Genomic DNA, 20,014 nt, shown 5'->3' with positions numbered 1-20,014 from the left:
CTCGAAAATTCTCTCGTCAGGCGGCCGGGATGGGGTTGAGGATGACCTGGTAGCCGAGCTGGTTGAGTCGAGCGGTGAGCCGGCGGGTTTGGCGGGTGTGATCTTGGCGTTGGATGAAGTAGTCGCCGCCGAGGTCGTGGTAGGTGAGGTCGTGGGTGAGCATGTGCCAGGTCGCGATGAGGATCGTGTGGGCGACCGCGACCAGTGCTCGTTTGTTGCCGCGGCGGGCGGCGACCCGCCGGTATCGGGCGGCGAGATAGGTGTTCTTGGTGCGCGAGGCGGCCATGGCGGCCTCGCCCAGAGCGGCTTTGAGCCAGGTGTCGCCGGGTCGGGTGCGGCCGGACATGTGACGGCCGGCCGATTCGTTGTTGCCGGGGCAGACGCCGGCCCAGGATGCTAGATGCGCGGCCGTGGTGAACTGCGAAGGGTCGACACCGGTCTCGGCGATGATCACTTCGGCGGTTCGCTGGCTGACACCGGGGATGGTGTGCAGTCGCTCGAGCTGGCGCCGAAACGGGGTGCACTCGGCTTCGATGCGGCTGCTCAAGTCGTTGATCGTGGCGTTGGCGGCGTCGATGCGGTTGAGCATCGCCCGGGCCAGGAAGGCGTGATGGTCGCCGAATCGTCCGGTCAGGGCCTCGACCAGTTGTGGGATCTTGACGCGCATGCGTCGTTTGGCGAGGTCGGCGAGCTGGTGCGGGTCGCGTTCACCGGCGATCAACGCTTCCAGCATTGCCCGGCCGGACACGCCGAGGATGTCGGAGGCCACGACGGACAGCTTGATTCCGGCGTCTTCGAGGAGCTTCTCCAGCCGTTGCGCTTCCCGGGTGCGTTCGTGGACGAGTTCGCTGCGGTAGCGGGTGAGGTCGCGTAGCCGGCGGATCGGCGGCGGTGGGACGAACGAGGGCCGAACCAAACCGTGCTCGACCAGTTCCGCGATCCAGGCCGCGTCGGTGACGTCGGTCTTTCGGCCGGGTACTGCATGCATGTGCCGAGCGTTGAGCAGTTGCACGTCGAAGGCGTCCTCGAGGAGGTAGAACACCGGTTTCCAGTAGCTGCCGGTAGCTTCCATGCCCACCACCGTGATGCCCTCGGCCATCAGCCAATCGCGTAACTGCAGCAACGCGTTGGTGGTCGTCGCGAAGGTGCGGACCTCTTTGCGGCGGCGCCTGCTGCTCGCCGTCGGCACGCGGATACAAGCTTTCAGATCGGCCTTGCCGATATCGATACCGGCACACCGTTCATGGATCACGTCCACCCGACTCGCCTCCCGTGGTCGCGGACAGGCGGCCATGCGCAGGAACCAACAGGCTGAAGAGTCTGACTCTCGTGCTCGCGGCAACAGCATTGGGTACCTGTCACGCGGCTCCCAGCGTCATGCTGATCCACAGGCTCGCAGCACCACAGAAGGACGACGTCAGCGCATGACCACACCCATTTTCACTCCCTTTGGGCGAGACCGCGAGCGGGATCATCAGGCTGCTGATCCGTAGAAAGCAAGATGCGCGTCCCTGGCCAGCGCCTTGATCAGCGTCAACCCGACGGTCCGATTGCATCGCAATCGCGTAGATCGTCCGTCCACTGTGGATCGAGTTGCGGTTCGCAGGTCAGGCTGTGCCGATGACGGCAGACATCCGATGATTTGCGTCCAGGTCGGTGTGGACTTGGTGCCCAGCCGCCCAGCCCCCGTCAGGCGAGCAGGGGCCGGGCCGACAGCCGGCCGGAGCTGTCCAGCCGGGCGAGATCCAGTACCGGCACGGCCTCCAGATCGGCCGGCAGCCGCCGCACCGGCAGCACCGGGCACCGGCGCAACCGCCGCCGGCGGCCGCGGCACCACCGCCGAACCAACGCGGCGATCAGTTGCTCCACACCGGCCGGGACAGTCGCTTCACCTCGTCATCGTCGCCGCCAGAACCCGGAACAGCCCAGCAGCGTCGTCCAACGGCAAGCGCGGAGGAATCCATGATTGTTCGCCCATCATGGTCGCCGTCGATCGTCGCCCGTCAAGACCGTTCGTCCTCGCTCCGCTGCGGTCGCTCCGCCTTGACCGAGTCCTCATCGCTGGCAGGAGATTTGCATCGGTCGAACGGCGCTGGACCACATCACGGGTTTCGAGGACCTCGGCGCCGAAAGGTCGCGTCCGCTGGCGTTGTAGGAGGTGGCCAGCGCTGATCCGGGGTTGGATGTTAGGCCGCTGCCAGTTCGGCGACGGCGGTTTCGGTTTCGGTTCCCTCGTTGGTGATGAGGGTGAGGCGGCCTTGGTGAGGATTTCCAGGCCCATGTAGCGGCGGCCTTCGGTCCATTCGTCGGTCGGCGAGGACGGCGCCGATCAACCTGATGATGGCGGCCCGGTTGGGGAAGATCCCGACGACGTCGGTGCGGCGGCGGATCTCTTTGTTCAGGCGCTCTTGCGGGTTGTTCGACCAGATCTGGCGCCAGACCTCACGCGGGAACACGGTGAACGCCAGGAGCTCCTCGCGGGCGTCGTCGAGGTGTTCGGCCGCGGCCGGGAACCGCTCGGCGATCGCGGTCACCGCACGGTCGTACTGCGCACGCACCGAGTCGGCGTCGGGCTGGTCGAAGACCGTACGCACCAGGGTGGCTACCCACGGCTGCGCCGATTTCGGGACCTTGGTCAGCAGGTTGCGCAGGTAGGGGAGCTGTTAAGGAACAAGGTGTTGCTTTGCTTCGGCGGATTCGTTGATCTGGTATGCGCGTGCCCGACGAGGTCCGGGATCTGTTGACCGCGAGGTTCGAGGTGCTGTTGCCGCACCTGAACGAGCGGCAGCGACGGCTGGCGTTGGCGGCGGAGGCGCGACTGCTTGGGCATGGCGGTGTGCGGGCAGTCGCCCGGGTTGCTGGGGTGAGCGAGACTACGGTCCGCAAGGGCGTGTTCGAACTGGAGGCCGGAGCCGAGCCGCTGTCTGTTGGGCAGGTTCGCCGGCCGGGTGGGGGCCGCAAGCCGGCGGCCGAAGTAGACGGCGGGTTGCTGCCGGCGCTGCTGTCGTTGGTCGAGCCGGATGAGCGAGGAGATCCGTCGTCGCCGCTGCGCTGGACCACGAAGTCGCTGCGGCATTTGGCGGACGAGCTGACGTGCCAGGGGCATCCGGTATCAGCGCCGACGGTGGGAAAACTGTTACGGAAAAACGGGTTCAGCCTGCAGGTCAATGCCAAGATTTTGGAAGGCGAGCAGCACCCGGATCGCGATGCCCAGTTCCGTTACATCAACGAACAGGTTAAGGCGTCTTCTTCACCGGCCCGAAGAACGCGCACGTAATTCCGTACGGGGTCTACGATCTGACCGCCGACTCCGGCTGGGTCAACGTCGGGGTCGATCACGACACCGCGACTTTCGCGGTCGCGTCGATCCGCCGCTGGTGGCAGGCACGCGGGACGACCGACTACCCGCAAGCAACTCGGCTGCTGATCACCGCCGACGCGGGCGGTTCTAACAGCTACCGGTTCCGGCTCTGGAAGACCGAACTGGCCGCGCTTGCCACCGAGACCGGACTGGCGATCACTGTCTGCCACTTCCCGCCAGGAACATCGAAGTGGAACAAGGTTGAGCACCGGTTGTTCTCCCACATCTCCATGAACTGGCGAGGCCGACCGCTGACCAGCCACGAGGTCGTAGTGCAAACGATCGCCTCGACCCGGACCCGCAGTGGCCTGCGTGTCACGGCCGAACTAGACACCCGCTCCTACCCGCTCGGGGTTTGCATCAGCCCCGAACAGCTACGGTCTTTGCCGATCGAAGCCCACGCACAGCACGGGTCGTGGAACTACACCATCCACTCGGCCGGCTTCCCGACGAGTTCGGGTGTCGGTGTCGCTGCTGACGATCGGGACCGAGTCCGGTCCCAGACGCTGACGATGCTCGCCGACGAACGGCTGACCGGCATGTCCCACGCCCACCTGACCGAGCTCACCGAACGGCTGGCGCCCGCCCAGGCCGCCCGCGCCGAGCAACGCTGCTTCGAGCAGCGCGGAGGTCGCCGCCGTCGAGCACCCGGCGCCGGTGCCCGGGCATTGCTATCCGATGCCGCCGCTGTGCTGATCACCATCATCTACCTGCGGCAGGTCTGCTCCCAGCGCCTGCTGTCGGAGATGCTGCAGATCAACCCAGCCTCGATCGGGAACGCCATCGCCGAAACCCGTGCGTTGCTGGAAGACAACGCCCACCGCATCGCACCGACCGCCATACGCTTCACCACCGCCGCGGATCTGCGGAACTACCTTGCCGACGACCGGCCCGTCCGCGTGCCGTCACGCCTACCCGAAGCACTATCGGATCCCGCACTGACCGGGATGAGCCGCCAAGCGCTCAACGAGCTGATCGAACGTCTGGCGATGCGGCAGGCGGCACTGGTCGAACGTCGCCGATTCGCCCGACGCGGCGGCCACCGCCTACCCGGCGCTCGTGGCGGCATCTTTCGTCAGAAGATCACCGATGCGGAACGGATCCTCGTCACCGTGCTCCACCTTCGCCAACTCTGCACCCGCGCGACCCTGGCCGAGCTGTTCCAGGTCAGTCCGCGCACCATCGGCAACGCGCTGCTCGACATCCGCCCGCTACTTGAACAAGACGGCTTCGCCACCACACCAGCACCAACCCGCTACCGCAATGCCTCCGCCGTCCTGGCCGCCATCTGACCACCGACGCACCACCAGGTTGATTCCTCACGGCTTCAGTGGGTGCGACACCGTTGCCACGCCGCACCCGGCAGGGCGGCACCGATCGCTGTGACCAGGCCGCGGTGGGCGTCGGAGACCACCAGCCGCACCCCGGACAGGCCCCGCGCGGTCAGACTGCGCAGGAACGCAAGCCAGCCGGCGCCGTCCTCGTCGGAGGCGACGTCCAGACCCAGCACCTCCCGCTGGCCGTCGGCGTTGACGCCGACCGCGATGAGGGCGTGGACGTTGACCGTGCGGCCGTGCTCGCGGACCTTCACCACCAGCGCGTCGACCCAGACGAACGTGTAATGCGCCGCGTCCAGCGGCCGGTTGCGGAACGCTTCGACCTGGGCGTCGAGATGGGTGGCCATCTCCGACACCTGCGACTTCGACAGTTGCGTGATCCCGAACTGCTCGACCAACTTCTCCACCCGCCGGGTCGACACCCCGAGCAGATACGCCGTGGCCACCACCGACACCAACGCCTGTTCGGCCCGCCGGCGATGCGCCAGCAGCCAGTCCGGGAAATACGAGCCCTGCCGCAGCTTCGGGATCGCCAACTCCACCGTGCCCGCGCGGGTGTCCCACTCCCGCGGCCGGTATCCGTTGCGCTGATTGGTCCGCTCATCGCTGCGCTCGCCGTACGGGGCGCCGCGCATCGCGTCGGCCTCGGCGGACATGAGCGCCTCGGCAAAGGTTTTCACCATCGAACGCAGCAGATCGGGTGACGCTGTCTCAAGTTGCTCACGCAGAAACGCGCCAGCATCCACACTGCCAGGTACGGCCATCGCTTGATCTCTCCTTCGCAACTTCGCCGTTTCGAAGGATCAAGCGGTGGCCACCTCCATTCCCGTCATCCACCCAAATATGGGGCGATTCGTACACCACTCCCGTGGACGTGACCCGCCGAAACCACGACCACGAACTCCCGATGGACCACCGGCGCCGTCATGACCCACGACCAATTGATATCGCCGGCCAGCTGAGCCGACTACCGGCTTGATCTCGTGATCTGCCGCACCGGTGACGTGCGGCGCCCGACAGCCGTCAGCCTCGGTGACCACGACAATCGCACATGCGGGACGAGAGCGGCCGCTCAGCCGACGACCTTGATGAAGATCACCACCCGGTGCGGTGACCAGGTCGTTGCGGCGCAGCCGGTCACCTGGTCGACCAGGCATTTAGGCCCGCACTCCAGGCTCGGGCGGACGATCCGTCACGGGAGCATCTATGACCGATCCGGGTCCGCGGCGCAGGCCAGCCGGCTGACCAGCCATTCATCTGAGTGGCTCGAACCGACAGCGTGAGGACTACGCTGCGCGGTCGGACGATCGCTTCTGGGGTAGGCTCGCGGTTCATCGGTGCCGGGAGGAGGTGTGCGGCCAGGATGGACGACGCGGTCGAGTTGGCCGATCTGATCGGGCAGCTCCGCGGCGAGTTGAGCCGCGCGATGTGGGCTGGTGAGCACGGCGACATCCGTTTCGTACCTGGCCCGGTCGAGCTGGAGCTGACGATCAGTATCGAGAAGACCACCGGTGGAGACGGCAGAATCCGGTTCTGGGTGCTCGATGGCGGGGCGAGCAGATCGTCGACGGCAATGGTGACGCAGCGGCTGACCATGACGCTGGATCCACGGTTGGCGTCGGACCCGGACCGCCGGCCGCAGATCTCCGGCCGGTCGTTCGAGGGCGAAACGTAGCGGCCGCATGGCTGCGCAGCCTCATGGTGCGCCGGACCCCGGCAGGATCGCGGAGGTAGTCGCGTTCGACACCGCCGGGCGTCCGGTGGATCGTGGGTCCGGCTACCGGGTGAGCGCAACCCAGGTGCTGACCGCCGCCCACGTCCTCCCCACGACACGGGTCGAGGTCCGGTTCCCGGCCGGCGAGCCCGCCGCCGGGTCGGCGGTGGGATGGTCGACGGTGGTGCTGGACCGGTGGGCCGACCCGAACGCCGACCTCGCCGTGTTGACCATCGAACCGCGGCCGCAGGAACCACCGGTCCCGGCCGTGTCGTACGGACGTCTGCCCGAGGTCGGCCGGGCGGTTGTCCCGGTTCACGCGGCGGGCTTCCCGCGCTGGAAGGTGCGCTACGACCCGGAGAACGTCCCGTTCCGCGAGTTGCACCACGCGATCGGCCGGGTCGCAGTGCTGTCCAACCGGCGCACCGCCCGCTGGGAGATCACCGTCGAGCCACCCGCCACGGATCCCGATCCGGGTCGCTCCGCGTGGGAGGGGATGTCCGGTGCGGCGCTGTGGGCCGACGGTCATCTGGTCGGGGTCGTGGTCGAGCATCACCCCCGCGAAGGCCAGGGCCGGTTGACCGCTGTTCCGCTCAGTCCCGACGCGCTACGGCGGCTGGGGTGCTCCACACACGGTCCCGACCTTGCGATCGCCGCGGGAGCGAGCCAGGTTCGGTCCGCGTACGCCGAACACGTCGGCGACATCGCCCCGGATGCGTTGCAGGACCGTGAGTCGGAACTGGACGAGCTGGCCGAGTTCTGCGCCGGCGGAGAGCCGTACCTGTGGTGGCAGGCGCCGCCCTGGTCCGGCAAGACGGCGTTGCTGTCGACGTTCGCGGCGAACCCGCCGGCAGGTGTCGACGTGGTGTCGTTCTTCGTCACCGGGCGGCTGGCAGCACAGTCGGACAGCGACGCTTTCACCGCGGCCCTGCTGGATCAGCTTTCGGCGCTGCTCGGCGAGGACGAGCGGCCCGCGCTGGCCCCGGCCGCCCGCGATCCCTACCGCCGGCACCTGTTGCGCCGGGCGGCCGAGAACGCGGCTCACGCGGGCCGGCGGATCGTCCTCGTCGTCGACGGGCTGGACGAGGACGCGGGCACCGCACCGGGATCGCGGCTGCCCAGCATCGCCTCGCTGCTGCCCAAACGCCCGGAGCCGACGCTACGGGTGATTCTGGCCGGCCGCCCGCACCCGCCCATTCCCTCTGACGTTCCGGAGGACCATCCGGTGCGGCGGTGCCGGATCCGTTTGCTGAAACCGTCACCGCATGCGCAGGCGTTGGCGGACAAAGCCCGCGCAGAACTCGGTGAGCTACTCGCCGGGGACCGAATCCAGCAGGACATCGTCGGAATGATCGCCGCCAGCGGAGGTGGTCTCAGCCAGGCGGACCTGTCCGAACTGACCGGCCATCCGCCCTTCACTGTGGCGGCGAGGATCCGAAGCTTCTTCGGCCGGACCGTCACCACGCGGGATGCGACCTGGGTTCCTGACGACACCGGCCCGGTGTACCTGTTCGCTCACGACACCCTGCGCGAGACCGCAGAAGAGCAGTTGGGTCACGGCCTGCTGGCGAACTATCGCGAGCGCATCCATGACTGGGCCGATCGGTGGCGGACGGCCGGGTGGCCGCCGCACACCCCGACCTACCTGCTGAGCACCTATCCGCGGATCGCGGCCGCCGACGGCGCCTGGCAGCGCCTTGCCGTCTGCGCGACCGATACACGTCGGCAGGAGCGGCTGCTGGCCACCACTGGCGGCGACGCCGCATCGCTGACGGAGATCGGAAATGCCCTGAATCTGGCCGCGACCCAACCGGAGCCCGATCTCCCGGTGGTGGTCGAACTCGCGGTCAACCGGGAACGCCTGATCGCGCGCAACTCCAACGCGCCCACCGATCTGGCCGCCGTCTGGGCGACGCTGGGTCACCTCGACCGGGCCATGGCAGTCGCGGACAGCATCACCGAAAAGGACCGGCGCGATGCCGCCATCGTCGCCGTTGTCGAGGCTTCGACCACGGCCGGGTTCTTCGATCACGCCGCTCAGGCCGCCGCCTCGATCACCTGCCCGGACCGGCGCGCCTTCGCACTGGGGCATGCGGTCGAGGTGGCCACCGACGCCGGGGAGTTCGACGCGGCACTCACGTTGGCCGACGCGGTCACCGACCCCGAACGCCGGGGCGCGGCCCTGCTGTGGATCGCCGAGGCGGTACCCGCAACGGCAGGTGTTGTGGACCGGCTGGCCCGGATCGACCCGGCGACGCCGATGCGGGCCTCGGCGCTACGCCAGATCGCCCGCGCCGCAGCGGCAGCGGGCGACTATCCCACTGCCGTGACCACCGCCCGGTCGGGCGGTCCGGACGCCCTGGCCGCCGTGGTCGATGCGGCGCTCGCCCGCGGCGACCTGGACGACGCGCTTGCCGCCGCCGAATCGATCGAGGACCCGGACCGACGCGGGTGGGCGCTGGCTCTCGTCGCCGACGGATTCCTTTACGCCGACCGTGCCTCCCGGGCGGTGGACATCGCGGCTGGCATCACCAACGAGAGCCTCGCGCTGGGGGTGGTGCGCCGCGCCGCCCAGCAGGCGCTGCACGCCGGCGACTACGCCCGCGCACTCGCGGTCAGCGCAGACACCCGGGCCGCCGCCGGAGTGCGCTTCACCGTGGCACTGGCGGCCGGCGACTACGCGGCCGCGGCGGAGGCGGCCGCAGAGATGTCGAACGCGTGCCGCCGCGATGACAGGTTGACGCTCGTCGTGCGGCTCGCCGCGGCGGCCGGAACGCATGAAGCCGCCCGCACCGCCGCCGGCCTGGTCGCCGACGACTGGTGCCGATATCGGGCGTTCGGTCACCTTGCGGTCGGACTAGCCCGGACCGGCGACGTGCCCGGCGCACTACAGGCGGCGGGCGTCGGCACCGCACGCCTCCGCGTGCCTGTTCACCTCGCGATCATCGAACATCTGCTCGCCACCGCCGAACACTCACAGGCTGAGCACCTGACCCGGCAGCTCCTGCCCCCGCCGCTGGTCAGCTTGATGTTGGCCCGCATCGCTGAGTCCGCCGCAGCGATCGGCCGGCTCGACGACGCGATCGCGCTCACCCACGACATCGCGTATCCGCGTCGCTGGGTGACGACGTCCCGGCTGGCACGCAACGCCGCCGCGGCGGGTCGCTACGACCTGGCGTACGAACTCGCGCAGAGCCTGCCGGACGGGGATTGCAACCAGCTGTGCACCCTCATCGCGGATCGGGCCAGATTTGACGACCAGTTCGACGCCCTCCCAACGGAGCTGCGGAATCGGGTCGAGGCACAGGTCGCGCCCGCGCCCCCGCGGACGGCACCCGCCGGACCGCAGCGGCGGATGCAGCCGATACCCCGACTGGAGCGACTACTGAAACTGGCCGAAGTCGCTCGGCACGGGCCGATCGTCGCACGGGTCGATCGGCTGCGTCAGGTCGCACACGCACTCGCCCGGGCCGGACATCCGGACCACGCCGCGATGGTCGCCTCCGACATCACCCACCCCGAGATCCGTGTGGACACGCTGATCGAGGTAGTTCGCATCGCCGCCGAACTGGGCCTCCTCGGACCGGCGACAGCTATCGCCCGCGGGGTCGTCTCGCCGACGTCCCGGGTCATTGCCCTCGCCGTGGTGTTGGACGCCGCGGCGGATCGATCCGAGATCGCGATAGTCGACGACCTCCTGCCCGAGGTCCGTGACGCCCTCGCTGGCTTACGTCACCTGGATCAGCGCCACGTCGACGTGCTCGTCGCGATCGCCCGCGCCAGTATCGCAGCCGGAGACCATGCGGCCGCAGCCGACGCGGCGTTGCGAATCGGCGGACAGCAGCACAAGAGGGTCGCCGCCCTCGTTGCCATCGCGAAGATGGCGGTGGTGGCAGCTCGGCCGGACGTGGTTACCGACCTGTTCAAGCGCATCGTCGGTGGCTTGAAACCGCTGTCCGCGCCCGTGCAAAGACAGGGCTACGGGACCGAGGTGTCTGTGACCGTGCATCGGAAGGGTTGGACGGTTCACGAGGAGTCGTTGAACGCACTGGTCGACATCTGCGCCGACGTTGTCGATCTGCCGACCGCCGCCGCCGCCGCGGCCCGGTTCGCGTCCGGGTCGAGGCTCGACGAGTTGCTGGTCGACCTGGTCTGCCGGGCTCGCGACGCCGGCGCCGCCGACGTGGGAATTGACCTTGCCGTCAGCATCGACGACCGCCATCTACGGACGCATGTCCTGGCCGTACTCGCCGACGCGCTCCTCGCCCGCGGCGACTACGGTGGGGCGGTCAGCGCGACCATCGAGCTGCCCGAGGACGCCGGCCGAGGCGAGCGGCTGTCGACGCTCGCGGAGCACGCGGCCGTGACCGGACACCAGAGCGGGGTGGACGCCGCGCTCCGTGCCCTTGACGGGACCCCCTGCGAGCCGGAGGCACTGACCGCGGTGGCTCGCGCCCATGGCGTGGCCGGCCGGACCGAGCAGGCACAGGACAGCGCCCTTGCCGCCGCTGACACCACTCGGCAGGCGGCGGAAGTCACATGGCACGCGCCGGGACTATCTGCCCTCGTAGACGCGTTGCTCGCGGCCGACCGACCCGCCGACGCCGCAGCACTGCCGACCACCGTCGCCGATCCCGATCTTGCCCTCCGGCTGCTGACCACTGTCGGTACCGCCTTCGTCCTAGCCGACGACCTGGCGGCGGCTCTTCAGCTCACACATCACATCCCGGCCGAAGACAGAACGAGCCGGTTTCTGGCCGCGATCGCCGAGACGTTGATCTCCGCTGGGCGATACAGGGACGCCCCGATCGCCGCCGACCGGATCACCCAGCCCGACGCCGCAGACGCCGTCCTCGCCGAGGTGATCGCCTATGCCGTCGACGTGGCCGATCTGCCCTTCGCCGAGCAGACAGTGGGCCGGATCCGGTCGCCACAGGCACGCGACGCGGCAATGGTCCGGATGATTCGGGCACGCGTGTCGGAGGGTGAGCTGACCCGGGCGGCCGCCATGACCGCGTCGATGAACGCAAACCGGGAACGGACCAACGCGCTCGCTGCCGTAGTGAGCGCGATGGTGACGTCGGCCCACCCCGACGGCGACCGGATGTTCGCCGTTCTCCGCGAGCAGCGCCTGATGGAATCGCCCGACGCGCTCGTCCCTCTCGCCGAGGAACTGCTCAAGGCCGATCGGATCGACGAAGCCCTCGTCATCGCCGAAAGCCTCGGCACTATCGCCGAAAGCCTCACGGACTGGGGGATCTGGGACCTCGAACAATCGCCGGCATGGAGCTGGTACAACGACGAGGGCGAGGCCAGATTGGACGCGATCAACAACGAGCTTGTTCGACGACTCGCTGCGGGGAACCGCATGGACGACGCCCGTCGCGTCGCCACGCGGATGCGGGGCACCGCCGCGCTCACGGCGCAGACAGCGCTTGCCCGGGCGGCGGTCGCCGGCATGCGATACGGATCAGCGGCCTTCATGTTGGACGAACTTCCGAACCTCGTGGCGGTGCCGGTGCTCGCCGAGCTTGCCGGCGCAGCGGCCGAACGCGGCGACTACCGGGCCGCCCTACCCATCTTTCAGCTGCTCGCCGAGCGGACCAACGGCAACGGACTGGCCGACCTGGCCCGAACCCGGGCGGACGTCGGCGACTCGCACGCGATCACCCTGTGCGAGATGATCGCTGGCCAGACCCATCGCGTTCGCGTCCTCACCGACGTGGCGGAACGCCTGGCCCGCACCGCCGGACCCACGGTCGCCCGCACCGCTGTCGAGGCCATCCTGGACGATCGGGTGGACCGCGCCCTCGCCTGGACCCACGTCCTGCGCGGCCTCGCGGACGGTGGCCGAACCCCGGACGCACTCGCCCTGCTGCCCGAGGTCCGTGCAGCCGTGACGCAGATCCGGGATCTACGACAACGCGAGGGCGCCCTGTCCGCGCTGGCCGCCGTTGTCATCGCCGCCGGCCGACCCGTCCACGCCGACCAGCTCATCGCAGAGATCACCACCCCGACCCGACGCGACGCCGCGTGGGCCGGTTCCGCCGAGGAGGCCGCCCGCAAGGGGAACCCCCGCCAAGCCCTCGCGTGCGCCGACCGCATCACCGACCCGGACCGACGCACAGCAGCACTGGTCCGGGTCGTGGAGAAACTGACCTCCACACACCAGACGGCCGCGGCCACGGACCTGGTCACCGTCCTCGCGCCGGCCGCCGAGTCCTTCTCGAACCCGGGCAGACAAGCCTGGGCGCTCAGTGTGCTGGCCTGGGCGCTCGCGGCGGCCGGCGATCCGACACGCGCTTTCGAACTCATGGACCGGATTGCCGATCCCGCCCTCCGTCGCGCGCTTCGGACCGCACTCGAAGTAGCCCCGCCCGCCGCTCCGCCACCGGCCGACGTCGCCGTCACCATCACCTCCGACGGCCCCGCCGTCGCACCTACCACTCTTCCCGGCGGCACCCTCGACGGCGACCGCGCGCTGATCACCGTCGCCGTCCTCGCGGCGGACGCCAGCGGCCCGGACCCGATCCCGGCCGTCGCCCGACGGACAGTGGCCAGCGTTCTCCGCGGACCTTACTGGACCGAGGCGCTGAGAGCACTTGCGCAGGTGGACCGTGCCGCGTTCGATCTCGCCGTGCGGCTCCTGAGTCGGGTTCCGTAGAGGGATCTCGGAAACCTGCGCGAGACTGCGCCGTCGCCTTAATCGCCGTTGTGGCGTCCACGCCATCGTTGGGGTCGCAGCCAGCTTTCGGGGGAGACCTCCCATTCCTCCTGCCGGCCGTACGGGTCGCCTGCTGAGCCACGGGAACCTTCGCCGTCACCGTTCCCACCGCACGCCGCCGAGGCTCCGCTTGTCCGGCACAATCACGGCCGCTGGCGCAACCCCCACGTAACCGGCTGCCGCCCTCGACACCGTCGCCCGATCCTGCGGGTCTCCAGAAACTGCCAGCCATCGTCAAGCTCCCACAGGTGCTCGTGCTGATAGCCGAAGCCCAACACCGCGTCCTCGTGCACAAGCAGACCTGCCGGACGAGCCAGCACCAGCGTTTCGAAAAAGGCCACCCGGGCCCGATACGACCCATCGAACACCACCACGCCGACCGGTTTACCGGCGGCCGGCAACACGTGGAGGCCCTTGATCGAATGTGCTCAATTCGGCAGACACGCACGCCGCGCGGCTGGCCATACCATGATTTGCGTCACTGTCCGTAGCAGGCTTGCGAGGGCCGCCGCCGGCCCGGGCGTTGCCGCAGCCCCAAGGACGCCACGTGTCGAGATGGTCCGGGCCTGCCGTCGCAGGGCGGCCGAGCGCGAGTGCGCTCGGGGGCGTGGCGGCCGTCGTCGGACGCGAAGTCAGATGCCTGCCGCCCCGACTGCGCTACCGGCTCCCCGTCCCGCCCCTGCATCGGCCCAGCCGACGAGCCGCCGCAGGCGGGCGGGCCCCGAGAGGCCCGTGCGGGCACTCCGCCAGCGAAGATCCACAAGCACGTCCACAGTAGACGCGCGGTCACGCCGTCCAGGTCATGATCCAGACGGGGCGGTCCGGAGCAGCACGGACCGACGCCGACCGGTCTGGACGCTTCCGAAACAGCGGATCACTTTCGGAACACTTTAGGTCCACAGTGGACGGACAACGAGAGGCGGTTGATCTACGTTTCCGCAGCTCAACCGCCTCTTGACCTTGCGCGCCCGAAGGGACTCGAACCCCTAACCTTCTGATCCGTAGTCAGATGCTCTATCCATTGAGCTACGGGCGCCCAGGTGCTCGGCCAGTGTACATACCCTGTCCGACCGCGGAGGCTCCGGGATTCGAACCCGGGATGGGCGGTTAACCCAAACCGCATTAGCAGTGCGGCGCCATAGACCGTACTAGGCGAAGCCTCCAGCGGTAGCCCGTACCGGGGCCACCGTCGACCGAGGATACAGGTCCCCCTCGCCCCCGAGCAAAGCAACTCCCGGACGGGGGACGCGCCACCCCCGAAACGCGAGTTCTCTAGCGGGCGGCGAGCCTTACTGGCGATTAACCTCGCATCATGGCGGATGATCCCACTCCGGCGCGCCCACGCAAGCGCGCCGAGCCCCCCGCACCACCGCCGCCCGACCGCAAGCAGCGGCCGCGCAAGGCCGGCCCCGGCATGCCGGTCTTCCTGCCGCCGTCCGATGAGGATCCGGCGCCGCCGCCGCGCGTGCCCGGCGCCCGCCGGCCACCGCCGGCTTTCCGCGTCGAAGGATCAGAGGATACGGGCACAGGCCCGGCCGGTTCTCCACAGCGCAGCCCAGCCCCGGACCCGTCCCCACCGCCCGCGCCCACCTCCTCCCGTCGCGCCGTCCCCCCGCCATTCGCCGCCCCCGACCAGCCCCTCCCACCCGCGACAAGGAAGGCGCCCGTCCGCAAGGTCCCCCCGGCACACGCCCAGCAGCAGCTCCCCCTGGACGAGCCCGAGCCCACCCCGACCAAGGTCGCCGCGGCGCGGCAGCCCGCGAAGAAGACCACCTCCGCAAAGGCCGTCCCGGCAAAGAAGGCCGCCGCCAAGAAGGCACCCCCGCCGGCCGACCCCGCACCCCCGCCGAAGAAGGCTGCCGCCAAGACGCCGCCGCCGGCCGTCGAGCCGCCGAAGAAAGCCGCGGCGAAGCAGGCCCCGCCAGCCGCCGAGCCACCGAGGAAGGCCGCGGCGAAGCAGGCCCCGCCAGCCGCCGAGCCACCGAGGAAAGCCGCCGCGAAGCAGGCCCCACCGGCAGTCGAGCCGCCGAGGAAAGCCGCCGCGAAGCAGGCCCCACCGGCAGTCGAGCCGGCGAAGAAGGCCGCGGCGAAGCAGGCCCCACCGGCCGTCGAGCCGCCGAGGAAAGCCGCGGCCAAGGTGTCGCCGCCGGCCGCCGAGCCGGCCAAGAAGGCCGCAGCGAAGCAGGCCCCGCCAGCTGCCGAGCCACCGAAGAAGGCCGTGGCCAAGAAGGCCCCACCGGTGGCCGAGCCGGCGAAGAAGGCCGCGGCCAAGCAGGCCCCGCCGGCCGCCGAGCCGGCGAAGAAGGCCGCCGCCGAGAGGACCGCTGAGACGTCCATCCCCGTGAAGACGGCCCCAGCGCGGAAGGCAGCAGCGAAGAAGGCGGTTCCGGCAAAGGCTCCCACAGCACCGGAAGATCGTCCAAAACCGGCCAAGGCCCCCACGAAGAAGGCCGCCGCGAAGAAAGCCCCGGCAAAGGCCGCCCCTCCAGTGGAGCCGGCCGCCGAGCCGAGGGCCGCCGAGCCGAGGGCCGCCGAGCCGAGGACGGCCGAACCGGGGACCGCGGAACCGGGGACCGCGGAACCGAGGATTGCGGAACCGAGGGCTGCGGAACCGAGGATTGCGGAACCGAGGGCTGCGGAACCGGGGACCGCCGAGCCGAGGACAGCGGAACAGAGGAGCGCGGAGCCCGGGACTGCAGAACCCGGGACTGCGGAGCCCGGGACCGCCGAGCCGAGGATCGCCGAGGCGGCCGTGCTTAGTGGGGAGGTGCTTCCGGCGCAAGCGAAGCGCGTCACTCCGTCCAATAGTGATCTTGCGCCGATTGCCCCCAGCCTGCGCGATTTCCGGGAGCGGCCTGCGCAGGCCGCGGAGCTTCTGGCGCTGGCGGCGGTCGCTCACTACGGGCCGGGCGCGGCGACCAACGTCGACTGGTTGCGTGATCAGTATCCGAATGCGTCCGGAGACGGGGTGGCCCGCGCGGCGGCGCACCGGTTCGTGCGGCAGGCGCGGAATCGGGGTGCGGCGGCGGGGTTGGCCGGGCCGCTCGCGGTTCTGCTGGATGCTGGCACCCTGAACGCCCTGCACGCCGACCTTATTTTGCACATCGCCGCCGCTCACGGGGAGGATCCGACGGCGCCGGAGCGGGCGGGTGAGTTGCTGTACCTGCTCGGCGTCCATGATTCGGCGGCCGAAGCGAGTGTGGCGGTGAGTTCGGCGATCGAGGTGTCGGGCGGTGCGGCGGAAGGCGACCCTGGCCGGCTTGCGCGGCCGATCGTCCGGACCCTGGCCGTGGGGGTGCTGCGGCTCGGTGCCCGGCGGATGTTGCGGCTGATTCCCGGGGCGGGCGCGCTGATCGGGGCGATCGCGAATGCCCGGGCGACCGACGAGATGGTGACGCGGGCGCTGCGGTTCTACCGGAAACGGGCCTAGCTAAGTCGGGTCATCCCCGGGTGATGAGGCGTCGGCGGCCGGCCCGGACCTAGATTCCCTCGGATATGACGGCGTCGAGGGTGCACAGGGACGAGCTGCTGGAACTGCTCGGTCCCCTCACCGAGTGGTTGCTGAGGTCGAGCTTCGAAGGGACGATGCGCTGCGAGGCGACCGTGCGACGGATCGCCGACCGGTACGGCCACCGGGCCGAGGCGACCTTCCTGGCAGACGCGGCGCTACTCACCGTCGGTGGGCAGACCCTGTCGTACTCCCGCGAACCCGGAGTGCCGCCGCTCGACCAGGTTTCCCGCGTTCACGGGCTGATCGCCGACATCGACCGGGGTGAGCTGTCGCCCAGCCAAGCGAAAAGCAGACTCGACGAGATTCTCGCCAGGCCGGTCCGCTGGTCGCGCCCGTGGCGGATCGTCGGGCTCGTCTCGTTCAGCGTCGGCTTCGGCGTTTCGGTGCAGGCTACCTGGCAGCAGGTGGCCGTTTCGGCGTTCACCGGCCTGCTCGTCGGCATCCTCGTGATTTTCGGCGCACCGCACCGGCGGCTGGCGTTCGTCACCCCGTTTCTGGCCTCGGTGGTCGTCTCCGCCGTTGTGCTCGTCCTCTACGAACAGGGCCTGGTGGACGGCGGGCCGATCCAGCTCCTCGTCCCCGCGTTGTTCTATTTCATTCCCGGCGACGCGATCAGCGCCGCCGCCCTCGAATTGTCGACCAACCGGTTGACCGCGGGGGCCGCGCGCCTCGTCTACAGCGTGACCGTCCTGCTGGTGCTCGCCTTCGGCGCCCTGCTCGCCACCGTGGTGCTCCGGGTGCCGCAGCGCGATCTGTTCGACGTCGACGTGCCGGGCAACCTCGGTCCACTGTGGACCTGGCTCGGCTGGGTCCTCTTCGCCGTGGGCGTGATGCTGGTCTTCTCGATGGCCCCCCGCGATTTTCCCTGGGCGCTCGGGCTCATCCTGCTCACCGCCGCGGTCACCGAGATCGGCGTGCGGGCGTTCGGCGATCCGGTGGGAACGTTCGTCGGCGCGACCGTGATGACGGCGTCGGCGTTGTTGGTCTCGCGCCGGGCCGGGCGTCCGCCGGCGTACGTGATCTACCTCGGCGCGTTCTACGTGCTGACCCCGGGATCGCACGGGCTGCGCGGGTTGGAGAGCTGGATCGGCGGACATCCGATTCAGGGCGTGACCGGCGTGGCCGACATGGTGGGCCTGATGGTGGCGATCACCGTGGGGATGCTGATGGGCGCCGCGATGGTCGGCACCGGTCGCCTGGTCAATTCCGGTCAATGAAATAGCGCCGATCTATCGACTCATATAAGTGTTTCGAAAGCTTCTCCTGCGTCCCCCTTAAGAAATATCGCGGACCGTGACGCCGTGCTGCCGAACGTAATTATTGCCCCGTCGACGGCGGTGTTAGCTTGCTGTCCCGCCGGCCGGGCGATAGAAGGGGCAGAATTTGCGGACGTCAATGAGGATCGGTACCGCGCTGGCCGCCGTCGTGCTCGCTGCGGTGGGCTACGCGGGTGTGACCATGTGGAAGGCGCCGCCCGCCGACGCGGCCGCCCAGGTCGAAGGGCTCGACGTGTCGAGCCACCAGAATGAGCGCGGCACCATTTCGTGGACCCAGGTACGCGGCGCCGGCCAGAGCTTCGTTTATCTCAAGGCGACGGAGGGCGTGAGCTACACCAATCCGTACTACGCGGGCAACAACAGTGGTGCGCGAACGGCGGGACTGCTCCGCGGCGCCTACCATTTCGCGCGGCCCGATTCGTCGGCCGGCGACGCGGTTGCCGAAGCGCGTTACTTCGTCAGCGTCACCGGCACGGCACTGGCGGGTCAGCTTCCGCCGGCGCTCGACATCGAGGCCAACGACGGGCTGTCGCCGACGGCGCTGGTCGCCTGGGCCAAGGCGTTCCTCGCCGAGGTCGAGCGGCTGACCGGCCGGGTGCCCGTCATCTACACCGGGCCCGCGTTCTGGCGCAGCGCGATGGGCGACTCCCGCGAGTTCCACCGTCACCCGCTGTGGATCGCGCAGTACTCGACGGGTGGGCCGAGCATCCCGGGTGGCTGGCCCGCCTACACGTTCTGGCAGAACACCAGTTCGTTCCGGGTCGCCGGGATCACGGGGAACGTCGACCACAACTTCTTCCCGGGCACCCTGGCCCAACTGCAGGCGCTCGCCGCCGGCACGAACAACCCGCACACGCCGACCGGGGTGTGTGGCGCGGGCTACGACGTCATCGACCAGGCGCCACTCGGGTCGGCCGGGACGGTGTACCTGCTCTACAACGCCGGCAAGGCCGACAACTGCGTGGTGACGATCAAGGCGGGCACGACCGTCGAAGCCACCTCGGCCTATCTCGAGGTGCGGGGCAGGGCCCGGGTCACCGACAGCGGTTCGTTCGCCTTCTACGCCGGGCCGGTGCGGGCGTCGGCCCCGAGCACGTGCGTCAAGTGGGGCGGCTCGGTCGGCGCCGCCGCCTACAACAGCCCCTTCGAACACTGTGATTAACGGGAGTCATCGATGCGCATGAAGAGAACGCTGATCGCCGTGGGTTCGACGGTGGTCGTCGTCGTGGGGTTGACGATCGCCGGGATGGGCTTCGCCAACGCAGCTGGCCAACGGCCACCGTTCCAGTTGCCGTTCCCCTGCGGGCAGACCTGGAACGGCGACTCCGACAACAGCAGCGCCCACCGGTCGTTCGAGATCGACTTCAACCGGGGCAGCACGGCCGACGCCGACCTGGGTGACTCGGTCGTCGCGGCGAGCGCCGGCAAGGTGATCACCTCGGCCCACCAGGGCTCGGCCAACGGCTACGGCAACCTGGTCGTCATCGACCACGGGGGTGGCTGGCGTAGCTTCTACGCGCACCTGCGGGTCCGCTCGGTGGCCGTCGGCGCGACGGTGTCGCGGGGGCAGAAGATCGGTGAGGTCGGCAACACCAGCAAGCCGGGCAACAACATCAGCCCGCACCTGCACTTCGAGGTCCGGACCACGGACGCGGCGTACCCGGCGAGCATCCAACCGGCGTTCTTCAACGGCGTGCGGTTCGGCTACCCGAACCAGACGTTGCGCTCCAACAACGGGTGCGGCGGCTCGTCGAACCCGCACACGCCCACGGAGGTGTGTGGCGCCGGCTACGACGTCATCGACCAGGCGCCGCTCGGGTCGGCCGGGACGGTGTACCTGCTCTACAACGCCGACAAGGCCGACAACTGCGTGGTGACGATCAAGGCGGGCACGGCTGTCGCAACCACCTCGGCGTATCTGGAGGTACAGGGCAAGACCCGGATCACCGACAGCGGTTCGTTCGCCTTCTACGCCGGGCCGGTGCGGGCGTCCGCCCCGAACTCGTGCGTCAAGTGGGGCGGCTCGGTCGGCACCACCGCCTACAACAGCCCCTTCGAACACTGCGACTGAGTAACGACGTCATGATGCG

9 protein-coding genes, 2 tRNA genes and 3 pseudogenes are annotated in these 20,014 nt (G+C 69.5%); 7 read left to right on the top strand and 7 right to left on the bottom strand.

The window, feature by feature from the left end; all coding sequences use genetic code 11:
• Positions 1-16: 16 nt before the first annotated feature.
• From Vau01_RS54690 to Vau01_RS54680, 3 genes and pseudogenes are all read right to left on the bottom strand, one after another.
• A complete protein-coding gene (locus Vau01_RS54690; protein ID WP_204009955.1) occupies positions 17-1,258 on the bottom strand; it encodes an IS110 family RNA-guided transposase in 1,242 nt (413 codons plus the stop codon).
• 431 nt (positions 1,259-1,689) lie between these two features.
• Positions 1,690-1,869, bottom strand: coding sequence for a hypothetical protein (locus tag Vau01_RS54685; RefSeq protein WP_204009954.1), 180 nt, complete (start codon positions 1,867-1,869; stop codon positions 1,690-1,692).
• Between the two features lie 317 nt (positions 1,870-2,186).
• Positions 2,187-2,654: pseudogene (locus Vau01_RS54680) on the bottom strand (transposase); the annotation flags it as partial.
• 56 nt (positions 2,655-2,710) lie between these two features.
• Here Vau01_RS54680 and Vau01_RS54675 point away from each other — a divergent pair.
• Positions 2,711-4,653: pseudogene (locus Vau01_RS54675) on the top strand (ISAzo13 family transposase).
• Positions 4,654-4,691: 38 nt separating this feature from the next.
• On the opposite strand, the pseudogene Vau01_RS54670 reads toward Vau01_RS54675, so the two are convergent.
• Positions 4,692-5,462 (bottom strand): annotated as a pseudogene (locus tag Vau01_RS54670) (IS256 family transposase); the annotation flags it as partial.
• Positions 5,463-6,061: 599 nt separating this feature from the next.
• On the opposite strand from Vau01_RS54670, the gene Vau01_RS54665 reads away from it, so the two are divergent.
• Both Vau01_RS54665 and Vau01_RS54660 read left to right on the top strand, forming a co-directional pair.
• Complete coding sequence (locus Vau01_RS54665; protein WP_204009952.1) at positions 6,062-6,373, top strand: trypco2 family protein; 312 nt, start codon at positions 6,062-6,064, stop codon at positions 6,371-6,373.
• A 7-nt stretch (positions 6,374-6,380) separates the two neighbouring features.
• On the top strand, positions 6,381-13,076 hold the full coding sequence (locus Vau01_RS54660) for a P-loop domain-containing protein (RefSeq protein ID WP_275424047.1): 6,696 nt from the start codon (positions 6,381-6,383) through the stop codon (positions 13,074-13,076).
• A gap of 203 nt (positions 13,077-13,279) precedes the next feature.
• Here the strand turns inward: Vau01_RS54660 and Vau01_RS54655 are convergent, their stop codons facing one another.
• The 3 genes from Vau01_RS54655 to Vau01_RS54645 all read right to left on the bottom strand — a co-directional run bounded on the left by Vau01_RS54655 (position 13,280) and on the right by Vau01_RS54645 (position 14,299).
• Entirely contained in the window at positions 13,280-13,540 is a 261-nt protein-coding gene (locus Vau01_RS54655; RefSeq protein ID WP_204009948.1) for a hypothetical protein, read from the bottom strand.
• A 559-nt stretch (positions 13,541-14,099) separates the two neighbouring features.
• A tRNA-Arg gene (locus Vau01_RS54650) sits at positions 14,100-14,172 on the bottom strand.
• A gap of 37 nt (positions 14,173-14,209) precedes the next feature.
• Positions 14,210-14,299: transfer RNA gene (locus Vau01_RS54645), tRNA-Ser, on the bottom strand.
• A 149-nt stretch (positions 14,300-14,448) separates the two neighbouring features.
• Here Vau01_RS54645 and Vau01_RS54640 point away from each other — a divergent pair.
• The 4 genes from Vau01_RS54640 (at position 14,449) to Vau01_RS54625 (ending at position 19,995) form a co-directional block, all read left to right on the top strand.
• Positions 14,449-16,566, top strand: a complete 2,118-nt coding sequence (locus Vau01_RS54640; protein ID WP_204009944.1) for an EcsC family protein — start codon at positions 14,449-14,451, stop codon at positions 16,564-16,566.
• 80 nt (positions 16,567-16,646) lie between these two features.
• Positions 16,647-17,864 (top strand): threonine/serine exporter family protein, encoded by a 1,218-nt coding sequence (locus Vau01_RS54635; protein WP_204009929.1) that lies wholly within the window; start codon positions 16,647-16,649, stop codon positions 17,862-17,864.
• Positions 17,865-18,042: 178 nt separating this feature from the next.
• Positions 18,043-19,086 (top strand): glycoside hydrolase family 25 protein, encoded by a 1,044-nt coding sequence (locus Vau01_RS54630; RefSeq protein ID WP_204009920.1) that lies wholly within the window; start codon positions 18,043-18,045, stop codon positions 19,084-19,086.
• A gap of 12 nt (positions 19,087-19,098) precedes the next feature.
• Positions 19,099-19,995, top strand: a complete 897-nt coding sequence (locus tag Vau01_RS54625) for a M23 family metallopeptidase (RefSeq protein WP_239152775.1) — start codon at positions 19,099-19,101, stop codon at positions 19,993-19,995.
• Positions 19,996-20,014: the final 19 nt, after the last annotated feature.

Source organism: Virgisporangium aurantiacum (genome assembly GCF_016863635.1).
In the GTDB taxonomy this organism is placed as follows: Bacteria; Actinomycetota; Actinomycetes; order Mycobacteriales; family Micromonosporaceae; genus Virgisporangium; species Virgisporangium aurantiacum.
Note: the sequence above shows the minus strand (reverse complement) of the source record. Positions and strands in the feature narration are given on the sequence as shown.